Source organism: Micromonospora sp. NPDC052213, assembly GCF_040679695.1.
In the GTDB taxonomy this organism is placed as follows: domain Bacteria; phylum Actinomycetota; class Actinomycetes; order Mycobacteriales; family Micromonosporaceae; genus Micromonospora.
Genome location: NZ_JBFAVI010000006.1, coordinates 58,875 through 78,364 on the forward strand (window position 1 = coordinate 58,875; position 19,490 = coordinate 78,364).

Annotated in this window: 16 protein-coding genes; 4 read left to right on the forward strand and 12 right to left on the reverse strand. The window is 70.7% G+C overall.

All coding sequences use genetic code 11. From position 1 onward, the window contains the following. Positions 1-77 precede the first annotated feature (77 nt). The 4 genes from AB0L34_RS03285 to AB0L34_RS03300 all read right to left on the reverse strand — a co-directional run bounded on the left by AB0L34_RS03285 (position 78) and on the right by AB0L34_RS03300 (position 4,586). Positions 78-2,228, reverse strand: a complete 2,151-nt coding sequence (locus AB0L34_RS03285; RefSeq protein WP_363701460.1) for a peptidase domain-containing ABC transporter — start codon at positions 2,226-2,228, stop codon at positions 78-80. Beyond that, complete coding sequence (locus tag AB0L34_RS03290) at positions 2,228-3,286, reverse strand: TIGR04500 family putative peptide maturation system protein (protein ID WP_363701462.1); 1,059 nt, start codon at positions 3,284-3,286, stop codon at positions 2,228-2,230. Before AB0L34_RS03290 ends, AB0L34_RS03285 begins: the two co-directional genes overlap by 1 nt. Beyond that, the gene (locus AB0L34_RS03295) at positions 3,283-4,263 is read right to left on the reverse strand and encodes an MvdC/MvdD family ATP grasp protein (RefSeq protein WP_363701464.1); all 981 of its coding nucleotides are present in this window, start codon (positions 4,261-4,263) and stop codon (positions 3,283-3,285) included. Before AB0L34_RS03295 ends, AB0L34_RS03290 begins: the two co-directional genes overlap by 4 nt. 161 nt (positions 4,264-4,424) lie before the next feature. Further along, positions 4,425-4,586: a putative ATP-grasp target RiPP gene (locus tag AB0L34_RS03300; RefSeq protein ID WP_357454953.1), complete on the reverse strand. Its 162-nt coding sequence runs from the start codon at positions 4,584-4,586 to the stop codon at positions 4,425-4,427. Between the two features lie 451 nt (positions 4,587-5,037). Here AB0L34_RS03300 and AB0L34_RS03305 point away from each other — a divergent pair, with 451 nt between their 5' ends. After that, on the forward strand, positions 5,038-6,219 hold the full coding sequence (locus AB0L34_RS03305) for an aminoglycoside phosphotransferase family protein (protein ID WP_363701466.1): 1,182 nt from the start codon (positions 5,038-5,040) through the stop codon (positions 6,217-6,219). Positions 6,220-6,256: 37 nt separating this feature from the next. On the opposite strand, the gene AB0L34_RS03310 is transcribed toward AB0L34_RS03305, so the two are convergent. Further along, positions 6,257-6,466 (reverse strand): DivIVA domain-containing protein, encoded by a 210-nt coding sequence (locus tag AB0L34_RS03310; protein ID WP_363701468.1) that lies wholly within the window; start codon positions 6,464-6,466, stop codon positions 6,257-6,259. A gap of 35 nt (positions 6,467-6,501) precedes the next feature. On the opposite strand from AB0L34_RS03310, the gene AB0L34_RS03315 reads away from it, so the two are divergent. The 3 genes from AB0L34_RS03315 to AB0L34_RS03325 all read left to right on the forward strand — a co-directional run bounded on the left by AB0L34_RS03315 (position 6,502) and on the right by AB0L34_RS03325 (position 9,140). Next, positions 6,502-6,855, forward strand: coding sequence for a VOC family protein (locus AB0L34_RS03315; RefSeq protein ID WP_363701470.1), 354 nt, complete (start codon positions 6,502-6,504; stop codon positions 6,853-6,855). A gap of 53 nt (positions 6,856-6,908) precedes the next feature. Continuing rightward, complete coding sequence (sigJ, locus tag AB0L34_RS03320; RefSeq protein WP_363701472.1) at positions 6,909-7,853, forward strand: RNA polymerase sigma factor SigJ; 945 nt, start codon at positions 6,909-6,911, stop codon at positions 7,851-7,853. Positions 7,854-7,946: 93 nt separating this feature from the next. After that, on the forward strand, positions 7,947-9,140 hold the full coding sequence (locus tag AB0L34_RS03325; protein WP_363701517.1) for an FAD-dependent oxidoreductase: 1,194 nt from the start codon (positions 7,947-7,949) through the stop codon (positions 9,138-9,140). Between the two features lie 309 nt (positions 9,141-9,449). Here the strand turns inward: AB0L34_RS03325 and AB0L34_RS03330 are convergent, their stop codons facing one another. The 7 genes from AB0L34_RS03330 to AB0L34_RS03360 all read right to left on the reverse strand — a co-directional run bounded on the left by AB0L34_RS03330 (position 9,450) and on the right by AB0L34_RS03360 (position 19,372). Beyond that, positions 9,450-11,441, reverse strand: a complete 1,992-nt coding sequence (locus AB0L34_RS03330) for a hypothetical protein (protein ID WP_363701474.1) — start codon at positions 11,439-11,441, stop codon at positions 9,450-9,452. Between the two features lie 64 nt (positions 11,442-11,505). Then, entirely contained in the window at positions 11,506-12,291 is a 786-nt protein-coding gene (locus AB0L34_RS03335) for a 5'-methylthioadenosine/S-adenosylhomocysteine nucleosidase (protein ID WP_363701476.1), read from the reverse strand. Beyond that, positions 12,288-13,016 carry an NUDIX domain-containing protein gene (locus tag AB0L34_RS03340; protein ID WP_363701478.1) on the reverse strand — a complete coding sequence of 243 codons (729 nt, stop codon included), beginning with the start codon at positions 13,014-13,016 and terminating at the stop codon, positions 12,288-12,290. Before AB0L34_RS03340 ends, AB0L34_RS03335 begins: the two co-directional genes overlap by 4 nt. 460 nt (positions 13,017-13,476) lie before the next feature. After that, on the reverse strand, positions 13,477-14,373 hold the full coding sequence (locus AB0L34_RS03345) for a phosphorothioated DNA-binding restriction endonuclease (protein ID WP_363701480.1): 897 nt from the start codon (positions 14,371-14,373) through the stop codon (positions 13,477-13,479). Continuing rightward, complete coding sequence (locus AB0L34_RS03350; RefSeq protein ID WP_363701482.1) at positions 14,370-17,444, reverse strand: DUF3427 domain-containing protein; 3,075 nt, start codon at positions 17,442-17,444, stop codon at positions 14,370-14,372. The genes AB0L34_RS03345 and AB0L34_RS03350 overlap by 4 nt, the downstream gene beginning before the upstream one ends. Positions 17,445-17,514: 70 nt before the next feature. Continuing rightward, positions 17,515-18,273, reverse strand: coding sequence for an inositol monophosphatase family protein (locus AB0L34_RS03355; RefSeq protein WP_363701484.1), 759 nt, complete (start codon positions 18,271-18,273; stop codon positions 17,515-17,517). Next, on the reverse strand, positions 18,203-19,372 hold the full coding sequence (locus tag AB0L34_RS03360) for a DUF5919 domain-containing protein (RefSeq protein ID WP_363701486.1): 1,170 nt from the start codon (positions 19,370-19,372) through the stop codon (positions 18,203-18,205). Before AB0L34_RS03360 ends, AB0L34_RS03355 begins: the two co-directional genes overlap by 71 nt. Positions 19,373-19,490 lie beyond the last annotated feature (118 nt).

Here is a 19,490-nt window from a genome sequence, read left to right on the forward strand (position 1 = left end):
GCGCCGGCAAGACCATTTCCGGCCTGCTGCGCTGGACGACGTCCATCGCCGACGTTGCCCGTGGACGGCTCTGCGAGTCAGGACATCGCCGGCGCGGGCACCCCGGAGGCGGCGACCATGGCGGCGAACCGGCCACCGGCGGCGACGAGTTCCGCCGGGGGGCCGCATTCGATCAGGCGACCCCCGTCGAGCACGAGCACCAGATCCGCGTCGACGACCGTGGAGAGCCGGTGGGCGATGACCACGCGGGTCATCGGCAGGGACCGCAGGTTCCGCTCGACGGCCGCCTCGGTGACGACGTCGAGGGCGCTGGTGGCCTCGTCGAGGATCAGCACGGCCGGCTCGTCCAGCAGCGCCCTGGCCAGGGCGAGCCGCTGGCGCTGCCCACCGGAGAGGCCGGTGCCGCCGTCGCCGAGGTGTGTCTGGAGACCCATCGGCAGGGCGTACAGCTCGTCGCGGATGGCGGCCAGGGCGAGCGCGCGGTCGATCTGCGCGGCGGTGGCGTCCGGGCGGGAGAGCAGGAGCGCCTCCGCGACGGTGCCCGCACCCACGTACGGGTCCTGGAGCACGACTCCCAGTTGGCGGCGCAACGACGACAGGTCGACCTCGGCCACGTCGTGCCCGTCGTAGCGCACCGTCCCCTCGGTGGCCGTGTGCAGGCCGGTCAACAGGGACACCACGGTGCTCTTGCCGCTGCCGGAGCCGCCGACCACCGCCACCTTCGTGCCCGCCTCGATGGTCACCGTGACGTCCCGCAGCGCGTACGGCGAGCGCCGGTCGTAGCGGAAGCCGACCCCCTCCAGGGTGATCCGGCCGGTCAGCCGTGGGGCCGGCGGCCGTGGTCGGGGCTGCTCCGCCGGAGCCTGGGCGATGTCGGCCAGCCGTTCGAGGGTGGGCGCGAGCACCGCGAACGCCGGCAGCCGCATCGCCAGCATGGCCGCCGGGGCGGTCGCGGCGCCGGCGAGCGCGGCCAGTCCGACGGCGGTGCCGGGTGAGGTGGTGGTGCGTGCGGCGACCAGCAGGATCAGGACCGGGCTGGCGACCTGCCAGGCGGACAGCACCGCCGCCGACACGGCCTCCATCCGGCTCTTGCGGTGGTCGGCGTCCAGCCCACGGTCGAACGCCTGCGACCAGCGTCGCAGGACGCGATTCTCCGCGCCGACGGCCCGGACGGTGGCGATCCCGCGTAGCGCGTCGCTGAGCTGACCGGCCTGCTCCCCGCTGGCGAGCAGCTCCTCCCGTTGCAGCGCGGCGATCCGGTGGGACAGCCACGCCGCGACCACGAGTTGCACGACCATGCTGACCGCTGTCATCGCGGCGACGGCCGGGGCGAGGACCGCCACGACGACCAGGTAGCCGGCCGCCAGCAGGGCGTCGATCCCGCTGGCGATGAACTGGGACGCCAGCAGGTGACGGATCCCGAGCGACGACTGGACCCGGTCCACGAGGTCGCCGGCGAAGCGCCGTCCCAGGAACCGGTAGCTGGCGCGGAACAGGTGCGCGACGGCGTCCCGGCCCAGCTGCGCGCCGATGCGCCGCTGGAGCAGGGCGACGCACAGGCCCCGGGCCAACGACAGCGAGCCCATGGCCAGCGCGAGGGCGGCGACGGCCGCGAACCAGACGGTGTGCGGGGCGTCCTGCCGGGTGAGGCTGTCGACGATCGTCTTGGTGGCCAGCGGCACGGCCAGGCCGAGGACGGCCATGAGCACCGAGGCGGCGGCGAGGAGGGCGAGCAGTCGCCACTGGCGGCGCAGCAGCGGCACGGCGAGCAGGCGGACGGCGCCGGCCGGCCGGGCCGAGGACGCCGGCGCCGGGCCGTCGGGCGCGAACAGCAGGACGGCGCCGGTGACTCCGGCGGCGAACTCGTCGAGGGTGAGGCGCCGCCGGCCGACGCCCGGGTCGATCACGTCGACGTGGCCGCGCCGGGCCGCTGTCACCACGACGTAGTGGTCCCCGCGCCAGTGGGCGATCAGCGGCAGGGCGAGTTCGCGGACGCGTTCCGGTCGGGTGCGCAGGGCGGCCAGCGCGACGGCCCGGCAGCGCAGGCCGTGGTCGATGGCCGCCGCGCGCAGGTCGCGCATGCTGAGGCCGTCGCGGCCGACGTCGAGGTCGGCCCGCAGGTGCGCGACGGGTACCGGCCGCCGGTGCGCCGCCAGGATCATGGCGAGGGCCGCGACGCCGCAGTCGGAGTCCGCGGTCTGCAGGATCACCGGTACGCGGCGGCGCATCAGGTCCCTACCGCGGCCGTACGCTCGGCGTCGAGCCAGCACCATTCGATGTCGGCGCCGACGCGCGCGTCGGCGAGCCACTGGTCGAACACCGCCCGCTCGGCGTGCCGGCGTGTCTCGTCGTCCAGTTCGGTGGACAGGCGGTCGAGGACGACGGCGTGGGCGGGCGTGCCGTGGATGCGCGTCGTGACGGGCTCGCCGACAGGGGCCGACCGCAGCTCCTCGGGGGCGTCGACGGCTGCCAGGCGCAGCAGGCCAGCGGATTCTCCGCGCTGGATCGCTTCCGTGACGGCGGCGAGCGCGGCGGCCCGGTCCGCCGGGACCGGCGCCGGTCCACCCGTCTCCTGCGCGGCGATCCAGGCGACGGAGAGGGTGGCGAGTTCGTCGCGGTGCTCGGCGAGCCACGACTCGATCCGGCCGGCGGTCACGCGTCGCCGCAGGGCGGCGGCCTGTGCCGTGTGCCTGACCAACTCGACGAAGCCGTCCTGGTCGAGCCCGACGGCGTCGAGCCACCGGCGGGTCCGCTCGGCGTCGAGCAGGCCCTTGGCCCGGCGGAACGCGTCGGCGGCGTGCTGGATCTGGGCGTCGTCGAGCGGGATCGGCGCACGCTCCAGTTCCGCCTTGATGACGCAGGTGTCGATCAGCCGGGCCAGCACCTCGGCTTCGCCCCAGAGGTAGTCCAGCGCGCCCAGGCCCTCGCCGACACCGAGGCGGGTGGTCCCGACCCGGAGCAAAGTGCCTTCCGTGTAGTGCATGGCGCCGCGCAGCGGCCAGGGCTGGGCGGGCGCGGGACTGAACGCGACGGAGACCGTGCCGGCGGCGCCGCGGATGAGCAGGTCGTAGCTGACCGTGCCGTCCACGCCACGGTCGTGGACCAGGTCGAGTCGGGCATCGGCCCACCGGGAACGCAACCCGGCCACGACCGAGGCGGCCCGGTCGCCGCTGCCGTCGCCCTCGACCTCGGACAGCCGGATCATCGTCTCGACCGCGTCGGCGAGCATCGCCGGATCCGGTGCCGCCGTCTGCTCCACGGGCGTCCAATCGATGGTGCTGGTCACGAGTCTCCTCCGGTTGTCGCGGTGGCCGTCGCCGACATCAGCAGGTCGACGATCGCGGCCGTGATGGGCAGGCCGGTGGCGTCCTCGACCCACAGGTACTGGCCGCTGGGGTTGATCTCCAGGAACACGTACCGGTCGTCGGGGGTGAGCACGAGGTCGATGGCGCCGTAGCGCAGGCCCAGTCGTCGGGTCAGTTCGACGCACCGGGCGGCGACGTCCCCGGGCAGGTCCCAGGGGCACATCCGGCTGTTCTTGTCGTCGTAGCGACGCCAGTCGTAGCGGGTGTGGTGGGCGTGCTGCGAGTCGATGGCCGCCGCGTAGACCCGCTCACCGACCACCGTGACGCGCAGCTCCAGCCGTTTGGGCACGTACGACTGGACGATGACCGGGCACTGCCGGATGCCCTCGACGTGCACCAGGTCCCGGTGGCGTACCGGCTCGGTGTAGCGCACCAGGCCGCCGCCCAGCCTGTTCAGACCGACCTGCTTGCTGATGAGGTGCCCGCCGTGGGCGTTGAACAGGTCGAGGACCGCGTCGGGGTGGTTGCCCGCGACGGTCTCCGGCAACTCGAAACCGAGCTGGGCGGCGAGCTGCAGCTGACGAAGCTTGTACTGGGCACGTTGGACCACCGGGCGGGGCGCCGGCACGGCCAGCGCGTCCAGGGTCTCCCACGCGTCGCCCACGAAGGTGGCGCTCTCGCCGGCGACGAAGTCGGCCAGGTACCCGGTCAGGTGCGCGGGCGGCACCGGACGGCCGGGCCGACGGAACCACACGGCGCTGACCTCGTCGAGGTCCACCTGCCCGCCGTCGTGGTGCAACGTCCGCCGTACGCGCCCGTCGGCGAAGTGGACGGCGATGCTCGCCCTGGTGGGCACCTGCGCGGGGTCGAACCGCAGCCACCGGGCGTCGCGGCGGCCCAGTTCCGCCTCGGCCGCGTCGGCGTGCACGTCGTCGGCCTGGGTCAGGATCAGAATCATCGGTGTTTCTCCTGCCGGCGGCGCGGGGCGGTGCCTTGCGGCCCGCCCTGCCCGAGCGTCGTGGACGGAAACTGCCGGTGACCGGTGTCGAGCGGCCAGCCGGCCGGCACTCGCTGCTCAGCTGCGGGCACCGGCCGGCTGGACTCGACCCGGTGACGGGATCAGAAGTCCTCGTCGGTGTCGGTGTAGCCGGGGTCGATGTTGATGGTCTTCGACGACCGGTGCCACGACGGCGGGAGACCGCCGATCAGGTTGGCCAGCTCGTCCTCGGTGAGCTCGACCCCGTCGGCCGGGATGTCGTCGATACGCACGGACTTGCCCATTCCGTTTCCTCCATGGTTGTTCGGGGCGGTCGTCGCCGCCCTCAACTGCCGGCTGAGCCAGCCCAGCCGGTGGATTCCGCCGACAGGTTTTGCCCCCCTCACCTCGTCGGCGTGATCGAGTCTCCGCATCCCGATGTCCCAGGATCAATTGGCTGTCGTCCCGGGAAAGTCGGGATTTTCGTCCCGGATCGGCCAGGAACTGTCCCCGGTGCCTGTCGGGCACGGCCGACAGTCGGGCACTGTCCGCCGTGGAGCTCGACGATGAAAGACGCTAGATGCGCGGCACGTCGCGGTCTTCGGCCCACAGACTGATCGGCGGGTGGAGATCAGCGCCAGCGGCTCCGCCCGCGGGTGGAGAGCACAACCAGACGTTCCACCCGCAGGTGGAACCGCGCCCGGGTGCCGGGCAAACCCGGTCGCCGCGGTCGCTGTCCGGCGGTAGCGTGCCGGCGTGTCCCGCACCGTGACCCTCGCCCTGCTCGACGCCGCCGGAGCGCCGCTGGGCGCCCTGCCGCCGTTCGACGTGCCGTCGCCCTGGTGGCAGGACGTCGGCCCCGTCGTGGCCGAGGCCCGCCGGCGGTACGGGGTCGAGGTGGCCGTCCTGCGGCTGCTGACCGGCGACGCGCCGCGGGCGGTGGGCGGCGCGGTGACGTACCTCGGACAGGTGAGCGACCCACCCGCCATGCCGCTGGTCCCGGCGGAGGTGGACCTGTCAGCGGACCCGCTGCGCGCCCCCTACGCCGAGCCGGGCGGCCCGGCCCGCAGCCTCGCCTGGGCGACGGCCGAGCTGGAGCGGCTCGGCCGGCCGGCGGAGACGGCCGCGCAACAGCGCACCTGGAACCTGTCGGCGGTCTGGCGGTTCGACGGGCCGGGCGGGACGGCCTGGCTGAAGCAGGTGCCCGCGTTCTTCCGGCACGAGGCCGCCGTGCTGCGCTGGCTCGGGCGGGCGGTGCCGGGGAAGACGTCGACGCTGCTCGCCGACGACGGCGACGGCCGGATGCTGCTCGACCACGTGCCGGGCGAGGACCGCTACGGGGCGCCCATCGAGGAGCGGCTGACGATGGCCGCCGACTTCCACCCGGTGCAGGTGCGGTCCGTCGCGGACGTGGCGGAACTGGTGGCGGCGGGCGTGCCGGACCTGCGTGCCCCTCATCTCGCTGGCTGGATCCGCGACCGGCTCTCCGGTCACGACACCTCGTCGGTGGAGCCCCTGCTGGCGGGGCTGGAGGCGCGGCTCGACGAGGTGGCCCGGTGCGGGCTGCCGGAGACGCTGGTGCACGGGGACCTGCACCCCGGCAACGTCCGGGCTCGTGCTGGCAGGCATGTCGTCATCGACTGGGGCGACGCGTTCGTGGGGCATCCCGCGTTCGACGTGCTGCGGCTGGCCGAGGGGCTTGATGCCGCTGCGTCTCAGGCGGTCGTTGCGGAGTGGTGCGCGCGGTGGCGGGCCGACGTGCCGGGGTGCGAGCCCGAGCGGGCCGTCGAGCTGCTGCGGCCCGTGGCGGGCCTGCGGATGGCCGCCGTGTACGCGATGTTCCTCGACGGGATCGAGGCAAGCGAGCGGGTGTACCACGCGACGGACGTCGACGCCTGCCTGAAGCAGGCGCTCGGGGACGTGGCCGCGCCGGCGTGACACGCACGTCCGGCCGGACCCGCCGAACGCGACCCACTCACTCGGGCTCGGCGCCCTCGTCATCCCAGCGCGCCAGCGTGGCGGAAAGCTCCTCCAGCAGCGCGTCGACCTGTGCGCAGTTGTATCCGCGCGTGGCGACAGGCAGGGCGATGCGCGCCTTGTCGAGCTCGGCCTTGGCCGGCGTTGAAAAGCTGGATGCAGCACAGCCGGCGCTTGGGCGTGCCAGCCGCGCGACAGGGGCAGGCATGGTTGGCGAGGCTGCCACCTGGCACCATGGCCCTCATGGCCATAAAGCGCGTAATGCCCGACCTCGCAACCGAAGACATCGCGACGGCCACCGCCTTCTACGTCGAGGTGCTTGGCTTCGAGGTCGTCATGGACATGGGCTGGATCGTCACCCTGAGCGATCGTGCCAACCCGAAAGCCCAGCTGAGTCTCATGACCCACGACGCCACCGCACCGGTCATCCCCGACGTGTCCGTGGAGGTCGATGACGTCGATGCCGCGTATCAGGCCGCCCGGAACGCCGGCGCCGAGATCGTGCACCCACTCACCGACGAACCATGGGGCGTCCGACGGTTCTTCATGCGTGACCCCAACGGCAGGGTCATCAACGTCCTCACCCACAGGAGCTGACGACCCGTGAGCGGCGGCGGTGCGGAGTCGAGGTAGCTGGTTAGGCTCGAACCATGCCTCTTACCGCGGACGATGTCGACCGGTTCGTGGCCCTCAGGCCGCGCCTGGAGGCCATCGCCTACCGCCTCCTCGGATCTGCGGGGGAGGCCGAGGACGCCGTGCAGGAGACGTTCCTGCGCTGGCAGGCCGCCGACGTCGACCGCATCGAGGTCCCGGAGGCGTGGCTGACGAAGGTCCTCACCAACCTGTGCCTCAACCAGCTCACCTCCGCACGGGCGCGCCGCGAGACCTATGTGGGTCAGTGGCTCCCCGAGCCGCTGCTCGCCGGGGACCCCATGCTCGGCCCGGCCGACACCGCCGAGCAGCGCGAATCTGTCTCGTACGCGGTCCTCACCCTTCTGGAGCGCCTGTCCCCGAACGAGCGGGCGGTGTACGTGCTGCGGGAGGCCTTCGACTACCCGCACCGGGAGATCGCGGAGATCCTCGACATCACCGAGGCCGCCAGCCAGCAGATCTTCCACCGCGCCAAGAAGCACGTCGCGGACGGCAAGGCGCGCACCGAGATCGGCGAGGCCGCCGCCCGGCGGATCGTCGAGGAGTTCCTGGCGGCCGCCACCAGCGGCCAGACCGAGCCGCTCGTGCGCCTGCTCACCGCGGACGCCATCGCGATCGGCGACGGCGGCGGGAAGGTCCCGGCCCGCGCCAAGGCGTTCGAGGGCGCCGTCGCGGTCGCGAAGTTCCTGCGGGGCCTGTTCAAACCCGGCGAGGTCAAGCGTGCCCTGGTCGGCGGCGCGCCCGAGGTCTACGCCTGGACCGCCAACGGTGACCCCGCCGTCGTAGCCGTCGTGGGCGGCCGGGTCATCGGCGTCATGTGCCTGGAGGTCACCGCCGAGGGCATCGCCGCGTTCCGCAGCCAGGTCAACCCCGACAAGCTCGAACGCGCGACCGCGCGCTGGGCGGCCGCCAACCACGGGGAGCCCCTGTTCAACGCCTTCTGACCGTCGTGTGAGGTGCTTCACATCCTGTTCCTGTCAGGAAGCGGCGGGCCGTCCGGTTCAAGTGGCGAACCCGCGGAAGACAGGAGCAGGGAAATGCAGCATCGCATCGTCGTTCTCGGAGCCGGGTACACCGGAGCCGTCGCCGCCGGCCGGCTCGCCAAGCGGCTCCGCCGCGAGGACGTCGCCATCACCCTCGTCAACGCCGAGCCCGACTTCGTCGAACGCGTCCGGATGCACCAGTTGGCGGTGGGCCAGGACCTCAAGCCCCGGCCATTCAGCGAGATGTTCGCGGGCACCGGCGTCGAACTGAGGCTCGCGAGGGTTACCGGCATCGACGTCGACCGCAAGACCGTCGCCGTCCTCGACGCGAACGGCTCCGCAGAACTCTCCTATGACACGCTCGTCTACGCCCTCGGAAGCGGCTGGAACGCCCAGGGCGTCCCCGGGACCGTCGAACACACCTATGAGATCGCCAGCCGGCCCGGTGCACTCCGACTGCGCGAGCGCCTGGCCCGCCTCGACGCAGGGCAGACCGTGGTCGTCGTCGGCGGCGGCCTCACCGGCCTGGAGGCCGCGACCGAGATCGCCGAGGCCCGCCCGGACCTCGACGTCGCCCTCGCCGTCCGCGACGGCCTCGGCGACTGGCTCTCGCCAAAGGGCCGCGCGCACCTGCGGAAGGTCTTCGGCAGGCTCGGAATCACCGTGTACGAGCACGCCGCCGTCACCGGCGTCGAAGCCGACCGCGTCGCCACGGCCGACGGCAAGACCATCCCGGCCGCAGTCACCGTGTGGACCACCGGCTTCGTGGTGCATCCGATCGCGAAGGCGACCGCTCTGGAGGTCACCGGCACCGGCCAGATCGTGGTCGACGCAACCATGCGCTCGGTCTCGCACCCCGACGTGTACGCCGTCGGCGACGCGGCCCACGCGATGGGACCGGGCAACAAGCCGTTGCGGATGTCGTGCGCCTCGGGCATCCCCACAGCCTGGCAGGCCGCCGACGCGATCGCGGCGCGCCTGACCGGCGGGAAGCTCCCGGACACGCCGCTGCGCTACTTCAACCAGTGCATCTCGCTGGGCCGCAAGGAGGGCTTGATCCAGTACGTCACCGCCGACGACCGCGCCGTGCAGGTGGTCCTGACCGGACGACTCGCCGCCCTCTACAAGGAGTTGGTCTGCAAGGGTGCCGCCTGGGGCGTCGCCAACCCGACGCTCGGGCTGCCGACCCGCCGCCGCGTCACGCGGGAGCGGGCCGCGACGGGCCCGGCCGTCGAGGCGCTGGGGTAGGGCTCGACGCGAGGCGGGCGCCCAGCCACTCCTCGGACGGGCAGTGTCTGCTGTCTGCCGTCCGCTGGCGGTGGCGGCGGCCGTCGGTGGATCTGGCGGTCCTCTGGTCGCGTGGGCGCTACTGATCGGGTCGGCATTCGGAGCGTCCCGGACCCCTTGGCAGCTGATGGATACGCCGACCGTGTTGCCGTAGCAGTATTCGAGACCTGGCCGGCAGCCGCAGACGCAATGAGCTGTTTCAACCTGAGCGGGCGGGGAGGACACGGCCCCGATCGTTGACGTGCTGATCGTCGAAGATGGACTGAACTCCTAGTCGAGTAGACCTCGAATGGTGCTCGCGAGGTTGGCGAGTTTTTCGTCGGCGCGGTGGCGTCGGTGTTTCACCCATTCCTTGCCTTCGGCGGCGATGCCTTCGAGGACGTGCAGGGTGTGATTGAGCCCGGCGGCGTCCAGCGACAGTTCAGCGATCTTGGTCGGGTTTTCGTCGTGCTGGAGTGTCTCGTTGTCAGGTTCGCTCACTCGGATGGAGATGGGTTCTCCGTTGAAGAGCGTCAGCTCGAAGGTCTGCTGTCGGGTGGCGATGCCGTCGATCCGTACGGCGGCGACGGCGTCGAAGCGGTAGTTGAGTCGTTGGGTGGTGTGGCTTGCGGCGGTTTCGAAGTCGAGATCGATGTTCACCTGGCGGACGCCGTCGTCGGTGAGTAGGAACAGGAGCAGACGGTATCGGGAGTACCGCCACGGACCCTGGGGGTACCGGGCCTTCTTGCAGGAGGGTGCTGGTGCCTCGATGAAGGCGTGTGCGATTACGTGGCTGGGACGAAGCCGGTATTGCTGTATGGCTTCGTCGACCAGGACTTTGCGGTCGCTTTCCAGCCACGCTGCCATCTCGGTGTCCGACGGCTTGTCGGACAGCTTGTGGCACCACCGGTCGTATGCCGCCCAACGGGCGGTGTCCTTGTCGTCTCGTTCCGCCTGGTCGTCGGCGATCCTGCGTCGCTCGGCGATGATCCGGAACGACGAGCGCACTGCTGGCACCGCGGACGCCCCCGCGAGCAGGAGCCAGCCTGCGCCAGACAAGGGGGCGCTGACCACGACGGCAGGAACAACCCAGAGGCCCCCAACAGCAAGGAGAGCCAGTCCACCCACGTAAAGAGCCTTGGTCCTGGCGGGGATGCGCAGTTGCTGGCGGTACGCCGTTAGCGTGTCCCGCTCCCATTGCTCTCGGACATCGCCGACCAGGTATCGGACGAGCCAGGCGATGCGGTCGACCTCGATGCGCTGTTCCCGGTAGAGCTCGACCACCTCGTCGCGGAGGTGCCGCCGAATCCCCGCCGTCTGCTTAAGCCAGTACATTCGGTCGGTTCCTTTGGGCACGTACCGGCCGAAGTACCGGTCGAAGAGCCGGTCCACCTTGCGGGCAAAGCCTCCCGGTGGAGCCTCTCGTCGCCGCTGACGGGGTGGACGAATCTGTGCTTCCTTGGCGTGGAGTCGTGTCCTGCGGTAGTACCGGTCCGCTCCGCCGACGCAGAAGGCGGCCAGCCCGATCAGGCCGGCGAGCAGACCAAGGAACGGATTGAGCGTGCCGCGAGTCGCCACCAGCACGATCATCTGCACCACGGCGATGGTGAACATCACTGCGCCGGCGCCAGCACGTAACCAGTCGCGGAGCGGAACAGCGGCGGGCTGCACCGGTAGGGTCCGAGGCTGCGCGGGCGCGGGGTGGAAAAACTTCCAGACCCTGCTGAATCGATCGCCCGCCGTGCGCTGCGACTCCGCCAGGGCGACGGACTTCCGCCACATCTCATCCTGCATCGCACCCTCGAGCAGCGCCTCAAGGTGGCCGTAGATCCCGACGCGTTGACGCTGGTTCAGGGCGTCGATCTCCTTGACGACCAATTCCGTCTCGGTGGCGCGGACCGGCTCCAGCAGGCGGATGATTACCTTCAACCCCGCAGCCCACTCGTCATGGTCGTCGAGGTGGGGCAGGCTCGCGCAGATTGCGGTGAGGCGATCCAACTCCTCGGTGGCGAGTTGGCGCAGGGTGCGTCCACTCAACAGGGCGATGAGCCGGTAGAACTGAACCTCGGTGGTGACATACCCGCCGGCAATCGCCTCTTCGATGAGCCTGCGCGCCTGATCACGAACTCGAGCGTCGAGATACTTCAACGCGGAGGCGAACTGCTCTTCTGGACTCGGGTTTGGCGGCAGCCGGTAAAAGTTGACGTCACCGTGTACTACCCCTGCCTGTACGTCGACGTGCGCATCTCCCTGGGCGACGTTGGTCGCGGTCGGGGTCGTCATGACATGCCCCGCACCACGGCGATGATCGCCGCGAGCCGCGCCGCCAGCTCAGACACGTCGGCAATCAGGCCCCGCAACCGCTTGAGCGCGACGCCGGCCCGTCGATGATCAGTTCTCGCGCCAGTGCGGTGGCGAACGCGGCGGCGTGACGTGCGGCCTTCGGTTGCCAGTTCTGTCCGTCGGTGGCTGCCTTGCTGCCGTCGGCGTGGTCGCTGATGCCGCGCACGACCACAACGGGGAGGGCACGGTTGAGATGGCCCGCCTGGGCCACACCGGCCGCTTCCATCTCGATCGCCACGGCGTCGTTGTAGTGCTGGCGGATCCAGCGGGCCTGGTCGGAGATCCCCGAGTCCTGCACGACTTCCCCAGCGGCGATCGGCCCGAAATGGACAGCAGGGGTTGAGCCGTCGGGAAGACCTCGGGACCAGGCGGTGGACCTGGCGACGTGATGGGCGATCTGGTCGGCCTCATGGGGGATCTCCCACGCCTTCGGCCGGGCCTTCAAACCGTCGTCCTCGCTGGTGCCGCCGTGGTAGGCGTAGATTTTGCTGGCGACGACGACATCGCCGAGCCGGATGTTGGGCCACAGGCCACCGGCGACTCCCACGAACAGCACGGCTGCTGGGGAGAACTCGGCCATCGCCCGCTCCGCGAGCACGGCAGCCGGATGATTGCCCTTGCCGACCAGCCCCAGCGCGACCCGGCAGTCACTTCGGTCGATCCCGCCGACCTCGAAGCGGGTGCCGGCCGGGTGCCGGCGCACCCGTAGGTCGGTCAACTGGTCGCGGACCGCTTCGTACTCGAGGTTCAGCGCCGTGAGGATCACGACGAGACCGCTGTTCGTGCTCACGCTGTCTCCTTGTCTGCCTGGCCATGGGGTCGGGTCATCGGAGGGTGAAGAGTCGTGCGGGGCCCGGAGCGGAATAGCCGAGCGGGACGCCCCCCTTCGGTCTTGCGACTCGGGCCAGCAGGGACGATGAAGCCGTCCACGCTCTGCACTTTTCGGTAGAAGTTCCGTGGATCCAGCCGCACGCCCCACACCGCTTCGTAGACGTCCTGAAGCTCCGCGATCGTGAAGGTCGGACCGCAAAACGCGGTGGCGAGCGCCGACCGCTCCAACTTCTCCCGCGCCCGGTCGACCCCGTCGGTCAGGATCTGCTCATGATCGAAGGCCAGCTGCGCGTCACCGGACAGCGCCTGCGCTACCGGGGTCCAACGCGCCTGGGACGCGTCGGTGCCGGCAACCGGCTCGGGTAGCCGAGGGGCGATGGCCAGGTAGGCCGCGGAGACCACCCGCCCTCGGGGGTCACGATTCGGCGCACCGTAGATGCCGAGTTGTTCGAGGTGCAACTCATCCGGCCCCAAACCAGCCTCCTCGGCAAGCTCTCGTTGGGCGGCCGTCGCGAGGTCTTCCTTCTCATGGCTGAGGAAACCGCCGGGCAGGGCCAAGGCACCCTGATAAGGCTCGATCCCGCGCTCGATCAACAGCACATGCAGGCGCGACTCCCGCAAGGTGAGGATGACGAGGTCAACCGCAAGAAGAACGGTCGGTGGAACCCATCGATCGTCAGACATGAATCGACCATAGGCTTACTGTCATCCTGACAGGAAGACCACCGAGTGTCGGATTTCAGCACCCGCATAAGCTGGTGGGTTCTTTCGAGCTTCCCCAGAAAGCCTGCCAGGTGCCTGTGTGCGCCGGCCCAACGGACACCTCGACAGCAGCCCGAAAACACCCCTGCGACTTGCGGGCCGCTGCACCCTACGCTTCTCCGGCGATCTGGGAAGAAGTAGACAGGGGGCTAGTTCCGCGGCAGATCGTCCAGCCTCCCGGCTGAGGATGGCCGCCAGTCTGCCCCATTCCCTGGAAGGTGCCAAGGACTGCGGCGCCGGTCGGGGCCAAGGGTGGCCGTAGGCCATCGGTGTGCCGACACGCAGCGCCCTGAAGGCCGGGCGGGTGGCATAGAGGATCAGGCAGCTGCAAAGAAGACGAAGTCCGCCAACCCCGCCCACGCCGCACGGGTTAAAGATCAAGTTAGGCGGCGAGTGATTCGCCCTTGAACACCTCACGACGGTGCCAGGAGATGTGTTCGACGGCGGGCACCTGCGTCCCGGGGCGCGGCCGCAGCGTCCTGCCGTGCAGGTCATAGGTCGACCGGCCGGCCGGCGTACGAGCCGTGAAGGCGGCCGACACCTCGATACGCAGGTCGGCGTCGAGCCCGAGCGCGCCGAAGTCGAACAGCTTGTGGTGCAGCACGCAGAGCGCCAGGCCGTTGTCGGGGCTGTCCGGGCCGTCGAAGGCCCACCAGCGCACGTGCGCGGCCTCCACGCCGACCGAGGCGTGGCCGAGCTGGCCGTCGTACCCGCAGAACGCACACTGTCGGTCCCACGCCTGGAGCACCGCCACCCGCCAGGCCGCGTCCCGCCGCCGCGCGGGGACCGGGGTGACGCCCGGCGCCTGGAGGATGTCGTCCGGGTCCAGACCCGCCGCGGCCAGCACGTCGGGCGCGATGGTGGGCGGAAAGTGCCGCTCCACCAGGGCGCGGGCGACCCGCCGCACCAGCTCGGGGTCCCGGCGCAGCGCCGACTCGGTGGCGGCATCGAGACGCCCTGCCACGTCGTGCGTCGCCAACGGCCCGACCAGATCCATTGGTACGTCCCGGTTCAGCGTCCACACGCCGTCACTGCGGAGCCGGGTGAACGGGTACGCGGCACTCTGCGCCCGCCCGGTCTTCGACGCCGGCCCGAACTCGACGATCAGGTCGCTCAGCCGTTCCTGCACCGCCGACCACGGCAACTCGCTCGACCCGCTGTGCGTGAGCTGCCCGAGCGCCAGCAGCACCAGCAGCGGCTTGTGCGGCGCGCGCCGCCCGCGCTGCTGGTGCAGCCGCAGCGAGGTCAGCCGGTCCAACACCTCCTGCCGGATGCTCATGCGGCGATGGCCCGGGCGGCCGCGTACATGTCGGCGGGCAGCGGGTGGTGCAGGCGCCAGATGATCCGCATGGGCCGGTCGCCGGTGTGCTCCCGGTAGGTCATCGGGCCGGCGTAGAGGTAGGCCGGCGCGCCCAGGTCGCGGTCGGCGATTCGGGTCTCCCGCACGAAGAGGTGCACCGTCGACCCGCGCGAGGCGTGGTGGATGTAACGCTGGCCGGTCGCCGACGCCGACGACGTGGTGCTCTGCGACTCCCACTGGAACAGGGTGTCGGTGATGGCGCGGTCGGCGTACATGGTGGTGGGGGAGTAGTGGGCCTCCGACTTGACCAGCGTGACGAAGAAGAGGTCGGCCTGGGAGTCCGGGAGCCACTTCACGCCCTCGCGCAGCGACCCCGGGTTCGGCATCCCGAAGGCGGCGCACGCCTCGTTGCGGCTGTATCGGGCGTGCACCCGCAGCGGCACCGCCGCCGACAGCGGCTCCGGCGTGACCCGGTGGATCCGGTCCCGCAGCACCTCGGCCACCTCGCGCAGCTCGGCGCAGCGGGCCGGCTCCGCCTGGAGCCGCGTCAACCGCTCCTCCCGAGAGGTCAGCGGGGCGTTCGGCCCCCACAGGTCGAAGTGCAGCATGTCCCACAGCCGCCCATCGCCCGGCCGCTCGCCCGCCGCCACCCGAGCCAGCAGGTCAAGCCGGTCCGGGTCGTCGAGGTGCAGCATCCGCCCAATGGCCCGGCCCAACTCCCGGTCGTCCGGCCCGGGCGTCGAGGCTTCCAGCCCGGCGAGCCGGCGCAGTCCGGTCCAGCCGCCGACGCTCGCCGAGCGGTACACGTCCTCGATCTCCACGCCCGTCTCGCGCAGGAACTCGCCCAGGCTGACGTCCCCGAGCAACCTCAGCTCGGCCAGCAGGCCCCGCTTCGACGTGGGCAACGCCGAGCGTAGGTTGCCGAGCACGATGTCCCTGGCCACCCGATCCAGCTCGATGTGGCAGCCGCTCGGCAGGCTCGGGAAGTCCTGGTCGACCGCGTCGTAGACGGACTTCCGGCTCACCCCGGTCAGGGCCCGCCAGCGCAGGTCGAAGCGGAAGTTGGCGTGCTGCCCACCGATGAAGTCGAGCACGGTCAGGCAGGGCTTGTCGTCGTCCAGGCGCAGCCCGCGGCCGAGCTGCTGGAGGAAGATCGTCGCGCTCTCGGTGGGCCGCAGCATCAGGACCGTGTCGACCATCGGCAGGTCGACGCCCTCGTTGAAAAGATCAACGGTGAAGAGCACCCGCAGCGTGCCCTTGCGAAACTCGGCGAGCAGCGCGTGCCGATCGGGCGTGTCGACCTTCGAGGTCACCGCTGCCGACGGCACGCCGTGCTTCGTGAACCAGTCCGCCATGAACCGGGCGTGCCCGATGCTCACGCAGAACCCGAGCGCCCGCATCCGGGCCACGTCGACCTTGTCGCGTACCGCCCGCAGCACCGCCCGCGCCCGCGCGTGGTTGCCGGTGTAGACGACGTCCAGCTCCGCCGGGTCGTACCCCTGCCCGCGCTTCCAGCGCAGCTGCGACAGGTCCACGTCGTCGTGCAGCCCGAAATACTGGAACGGCGCCAGCAACTGCCGCTCCAGGGCGTCCCACAGGTGCAGCTCCACGGCCGTGCGTCCGCCGAAGTGCCGGCGCACGTCGCCGCCGTCGGCCCGGTCGGGGGTCGCCGTCAGCCCCAGCAGTACGCGCGGTCGCAGCCGCTCCAGGAGGCTGGCGTACGTCGGTGCCTCCGCGTGGTGGAACTCGTCGACGATCACCATGTCGTACGCCTCGGGGTCGATCTCCCGCCGGTGCAGCGACTGGATGGAGGCGAAGACGTGCCGCCAGTGGGTCGGCTCCTTGCCTCCGACCAGCATTTCGCCGAAGCTGCCGTCGCCCATCACCTGCCGGAACGTCGCCAGGCTCTGCCGCAGGATCTGCTCCTGGTGGGCGACGAAGAGCAGCGAGTCCGCCTTGCCCGTCTTGTGTAGCCGGCGGTAGTCGAGCGCGGCGACCACCGTCTTGCCGGTGCCGGTGGCCATGACGACGAGGTTGCGCCAGCGGCCGTGCACGTGCCGCTCGGCGTCCAGGTCGGCCAGGATCTCCGCCTGGTACGGGTACGGCCGCACGTCCAGGTTGGCGATCTGGATCGGCGCCTCGCCGGGACGCTCCCCGCTGAGCGCCTGCCTGAGCCGATCCGCGTCCCTGCTGGCGTCGTAGTCCTCGAACGCCGGGTCGTTCCAGTAGTCCTCGAACGTGGCCGTGAACGTGTCGATGACGTGCGGCTGCTCGACGTTGGAGATCCGTACGTTCCACTCCACGCCGTCGACCAGCGCGGCCTTCGACAGGTTGGACGAGCCGACGTACGCGGTGGTCATGCCGTTGCCCCGGCGGAACAGCCACGCCTTGGCGTGCAGGCGGGTGGTCCTGGTCTCGTAGGACACCTTGATCTCGGCACCCAGCTCGGCCAGCCGGTCGAGGGCCCGCTGATCGGTCGCCCCCAGGTAGGTCGTGGTGATGACGCGCAGCTTGCCGCCCCGGACGATCAGGTCGCGGATGGCCGGCTCGACGATGCGCAGGCCGTACCACTTGATGAACGCGCAGAGCAGGTCGACGGACTCGGCGGAGGCCATCTCGTGCGTGACTTCGTGGCCGATGCGCGGCTGGTGGCGGCCGTTGACCAGCAGCGCGCCGGTGGAGAGCGGGGTGGTGGGGCGCTGCGGGAAGGTGGGCTGCGCGGGTGGGGTCGGCGGTGCGGCGATGGCGTGCAAGAGGTGCTTGGCGTCGGTGACCTGGTCCTGCGCCGTGGCCGCCTGGGGGCTTACGGCGGCGATGGCGTCGGCGATGCGGTTGGCCAGGTCTACTTGGCGTTGGAGCTTGTCGTCGCCGCCGGGGAGGGCGTGCAGGGCACGGTGGGCCAGCGCGGCGATGTGGCGGGCGAGGGTGTCGGGGGCGTCGGCGGGGTCGAGCTTGTGGTGCTGGACGAGGGCGGGGTCGACGTGCCGGAGGCGATCCGCCAGCTCGCGGGTGATGAGGTGCTCGTAGATACCCCGCCCAAGATCCGTCACCCAGGCAAGGTAGCTGCGTTCGCGCTGCGTTGTTGCTCCGGAACTGGTGTCGGGTCCATGACAGTTTGCTCTACTGTCGGCCCGCATCCCTGAGCAGCCCGAGCGTGTCGTCGATCAGAGCTGGCGTGACGCCCAGGGTCATGGACGAGTTCGCGCCATGTCTGGTGCCGTCCCAGTCCACCACCTGAGCTCCTGCCTCCCGTGCGATGGCAACTCCTGCTGCCATGTCCCACGGATGGTTGGACAGGGTGAGCGCAGCATCGAGTTTTCCCTCTGCCAGCCACGCCAGGTCCAGCGCCGCAGTGCCGGTCATCCGCACCCGCTGCACAGACTCGGCGAGCCGAGCGGTCAGTGCGAGCCGGAGTTCGTTCTTGGCCGGAGCATCTTCGCCCACGGCGTAGTCGCCGATGGCCACGATCGCCTCGCTCAGCCGGTCCGTCCTGCTCACCTGGATCGGCTTGCCGTCGACAGTGGCACCGTCGCCCTGGGCGGCGGCGTAGCGGTTGCCGAGGAAGGGCAGCTCGATGACGCCGAGAACGGCCTCACTACGGTGCAGCAGCCCGAGCGACACCGCGCAGAGCGGGATGCCTCGCACGAAGTTGGCCGTCCCGTCGATCGGGTCCAGCACCCACTGCATGTCACCCGCCCCGCTGACGCCGTGCTCCTCGCCGAGGAATCCGATTTCGGGAGTCGCCGTGCGGAGAAGCTCACGGATGTCGCGCTCGATCTCGTAGTCGAGTGCGGATGCCATGTCGCGGTCACCCTTGACGGTCAGCGCGCCCGGTGGTCGACGTCGCATTGCCTCGGCCGCCCGCGCAACTGCGTCCATCGCAACTGGCAACAGGTGCCCATAGTCGCTCACAGTTGCCGCCCCCGTCGCCACTCTGTCTCGAAGAACTGCTCGAACACCGGATACAGCCCCCCCCCCGGCCCGGTCTCCGCCTGACGACGAACGCGGGGGAGTCGACTCCTCGACTCTCCGCCAAGTACGGCTGGGTGACACAGAGACCGTCGACCAGGACCACGTTGAAGCGGAGCGTGTCGTCGTAGACGGCCAGTTCCATGCGGTCCTGGAGCCCATCGGGCAGCCTGTCGCGTACCCGCATCAGGGTTTCGATGTTGAGCTTCGTCAGCCCGGACAACTGCCCCGCCGGAAAGCCCTCCTCCGCCTCGCGCGCCTGAACGGCCTGCCCGTCGGGGTCGAGGAACAGAAGGCGGACGTGCGCACCGGCCGCGACCAGGTCGTGCCACCGGCGATCGGCATACCCCTGCGATAGCAGGTTGAGTGACAGCCCGATCGCCCGCACCTCCTGCGCTCCGCCGAGCAGTTGGTCAGCGGGCAGGTCTGTGGAGAACTCGGACCGGTTCGGGTAGACGGCGACGAGGTCACCAAACCGGCCCGTGTCCTCCTTGGCGGCGGCGGACGGGCCGAGAATCGCGGAGAGCGCGAGTACGACGTCCCCGGGTGGGACCGAGTTCGTTTCCCAACCGGTGACGTCGTCACCGGTGGGCTGCCACGTCAGCGTGCGGGACAGCACGACGGCGAAGTCATCGGCGCTCAGGCCGAGGGCCTGACGAGCCCACGCAACCTGCTCACGTGCGGCGGCCCGCAGGTCGCGTCCTCCAGGCGTGCCTGGTGCGGCCGTCTCCTGCTGGTGCAACGCCGATGCGAACCGGCGTCGCGCCTCTTCGGCGGCCTGGGCGAGGGCGGTGTCCAGGGCCGACTGCATCTCAGGGCGGGGGTTCACGCTCTCCCCGCCCGCTTCCCACTTCGACACGGTTCGTTCGGCCACGCCGAGATGCACGGCGAAGTCACGAATGCTCATGCGGAGCGCGTGGCGAAGTGCCTTCGTTTCACGGCCGGTCCATCGCTGCACGGGTGTCATCGTGCCGCCTTCGATCATGTGGAGATCGGTCGTCGTGCACATTACCGGCAGTAGATGCAGTGCAGTTACCGGCCAAGTGCAGTACGTGGTCATTCCGGCCTTTTCGCAGCTCGGAAAGGGTGGACGCATGGCCCGGGGCGGGTGCCGGCTCCGGAGCTGC

What these genes read in the sequence shown, in the direction of transcription:
- AB0L34_RS03285 (WP_363701460.1), bottom strand. Translation starts at nt 2,228, where the DNA reads ATGCGCCGCCGCGTACCGGTGATCCTGCAGACCGCGGACTCCGACTGC.
- AB0L34_RS03295 (WP_363701464.1), bottom strand. Translation starts at nt 4,263, where the DNA reads ATGATTCTGATCCTGACCCAGGCCGACGACGTGCACGCCGACGCGGCC.
- AB0L34_RS03300 (WP_357454953.1), bottom strand. Translation starts at nt 4,586, where the DNA reads ATGGGCAAGTCCGTGCGTATCGACGACATCCCGGCCGACGGGGTCGAG.
- AB0L34_RS03310 (WP_363701468.1), bottom strand. Translation starts at nt 6,466, where the DNA reads ATGCCTGCCCCTGTCGCGCGGCTGGCACGCCCAAGCGCCGGCTGTGCT.
- AB0L34_RS03315 (WP_363701470.1), top strand. Translation starts at nt 6,502, where the DNA reads ATGGCCATAAAGCGCGTAATGCCCGACCTCGCAACCGAAGACATCGCG.
- sigJ (WP_363701472.1), top strand. Translation starts at nt 6,909, where the DNA reads ATGCCTCTTACCGCGGACGATGTCGACCGGTTCGTGGCCCTCAGGCCG.
- AB0L34_RS03325 (WP_363701517.1), top strand. Translation starts at nt 7,947, where the DNA reads ATGCAGCATCGCATCGTCGTTCTCGGAGCCGGGTACACCGGAGCCGTC.
- AB0L34_RS03330 (WP_363701474.1), bottom strand. Translation starts at nt 11,441, where the DNA reads ATGACGACCCCGACCGCGACCAACGTCGCCCAGGGAGATGCGCACGTC.
- AB0L34_RS03340 (WP_363701478.1), bottom strand. Translation starts at nt 13,016, where the DNA reads ATGTCTGACGATCGATGGGTTCCACCGACCGTTCTTCTTGCGGTTGAC.
- AB0L34_RS03345 (WP_363701480.1), bottom strand. Translation starts at nt 14,373, where the DNA reads ATGAGCATCCGGCAGGAGGTGTTGGACCGGCTGACCTCGCTGCGGCTG.
- AB0L34_RS03355 (WP_363701484.1), bottom strand. Translation starts at nt 18,273, where the DNA reads ATGGACGCAGTTGCGCGGGCGGCCGAGGCAATGCGACGTCGACCACCG.
- AB0L34_RS03360 (WP_363701486.1), bottom strand. Translation starts at nt 19,372, where the DNA reads ATGTGCACGACGACCGATCTCCACATGATCGAAGGCGGCACGATGACA.